Here is a 1,841-nt window from a genome sequence, read left to right as displayed (position 1 = left end):
TGCTGCTGGAGTTGCGGACGAAATCTTAGTACAGGTTTCTTATGCCATTGGTGTAGCACAGCCAACTTCTATCAACGTGAACACATTTGGCACGGCCAAAGTGAACCTTACCGATGGTCAGATTGCAAAAATAGTAGAGGGCTTATTCGATATGCGTCCTTACTTTATTGAGCAGCGCCTGAAGCTGAGAAACCCAATCTACAGTGAAACTGCAGCCTATGGTCATATGGGCCGTAAGCCAGAAGTGGTTACCAAAACCTTCAGAACCCCAGATGGCAAGGAAAAGAAGGTAAAAGTGGAATTATTCACTTGGGAGAAGCTGGATTATGTAGCCAAAGTGAAGAAGGCTTTTGGTACAAGATGATTAATATGTTTTCTTTTAATTTATATGTTTTTTTGGGTAGTATTATATGCCCACTTATATTTGTCTTTTATTAACCACATAAGATTCATCCTACCCCCTCATGATCTTATGCATTGATTTTGAGTTAATTGTTATAGTTGTCTCTAAAAGTTATTTACGGATTTGATTTTTAGAAGTAACATTTGTTACTGATGATTCATCTGTAAGTGAGGTTGGCGAAGCCCTGCATTTAAAACCAAATTTTTTAACTTATTACATAATTTGGCATTTGTCTAATACAATATCATGCACAAAATGAATAAAAAAATAATTTGATTGGTCGATTTGGCAATAATGGCTCATGTCATTTGAACCTTAAATAAGTAGTTTATGAACAATCAGATAGCAAATACTTCGGATAATATTTCCGCGAAGGAAATACTTCAAAATATTGGAGAATGGGTGCGATTTTTATCAACAAATTGGTGGAAAGTAGCTATAATCGGTTTAATTGGAGGATTTTTAGGATTTGTATACGCTCGCAAGCAACCAGTTACTTATGAAGCCAAAACTACTTTCGTAGTAGAAGACGGTAAAAGTGGTACATCAGGCTTGGGGGGGCTGGCTTCATTGGCTGGTCAATTTGGTATGGATATGAGTATAGGGGGGGGCGGATTGCTATCTGGAGATAATATTATTTTTTATTTCAAAAGTTTCTCACTATCTAGAGAAGTATTATTAACTCAGTTCGGGTATAACCCTAATGAATCTTTTGCAGATGTTTATGTGAATGCTTACCAACTTAAGGATAGTTGGAAAAAAAATGAGAACATTGGCGATGTGAATTTTCCTCCATTGATATTAGGTAAGAATTATACAAGATTGCAGGATAGTTTATTACTAATTATTTCTGAAGATATTATCAATACAAAATTTTCAATTGGAAAAACGGATAAAAAAGCTGGTTTATTTGATGTTTCAGTCATTATGGAGAACGAGACTTTGGCAAAGTTTTACTGTGAGCGAATAGTCCAACTTGCAGTTGACAAATATTTAAGAATTAGGACACAAAGGCAAAAGGTAACAGTTGAAAAGCTTCAAGCAAGAGCCGATAGTATCGCAAGTCTTTTAAGTAAAAAAACAATTTCAGGGGCATCATTACAAACAAATTCTAGTGTAATGGATATAAATCCACTATATCAGACAAAGAATACTGTGGCTGTAGAAACTACATTGCGAGATAAAACAATGTTGACTACAATTTTTTCGGCCGTCACACAAAATTTGGAAATGGCGAAATTTACCTTGAGCCAGGAAACACCTGTAATTCAGATTGTAGATGCACCGATTTTGCCATTGAAAAGAAGTAAAATATCCAGCATAATAACTGCTTTGCTTTTTTCTTTGGGTTGGTCATTTATACTTGTATTTGTTTTAATTATGAAAAGAATATTTTCAAAAATAATGGAATAGATTATACATATAGGATACTTATTAG

The 1,841-nt window shown here is 34.6% G+C and carries 2 protein-coding genes; both read left to right on the top strand.

From position 1 onward, the window contains the following. The coding region (locus P767_RS16395; RefSeq protein WP_037351694.1) for a methionine adenosyltransferase domain-containing protein at window positions 1–364 on the top strand (364 nt) is incomplete at its 5' end. A 369-nt stretch (window positions 365–733) separates the two neighbouring features. Continuing rightward, window positions 734–1,816, top strand: coding sequence for a GumC domain-containing protein (locus tag P767_RS0107930; RefSeq protein ID WP_026764074.1), 1,083 nt, complete (start codon window positions 734–736; stop codon window positions 1,814–1,816). The last annotated feature ends 25 nt before the right edge of the window (window positions 1,817–1,841 follow it).

This window comes from Sediminibacterium salmoneum NBRC 103935 (assembly GCF_000511175.1).
Taxonomy (GTDB): domain Bacteria; phylum Bacteroidota; class Bacteroidia; order Chitinophagales; family Chitinophagaceae; genus Sediminibacterium; species Sediminibacterium salmoneum.
Note: the sequence above shows the minus strand (reverse complement) of the source record. Positions and strands in the feature narration are given on the sequence as shown.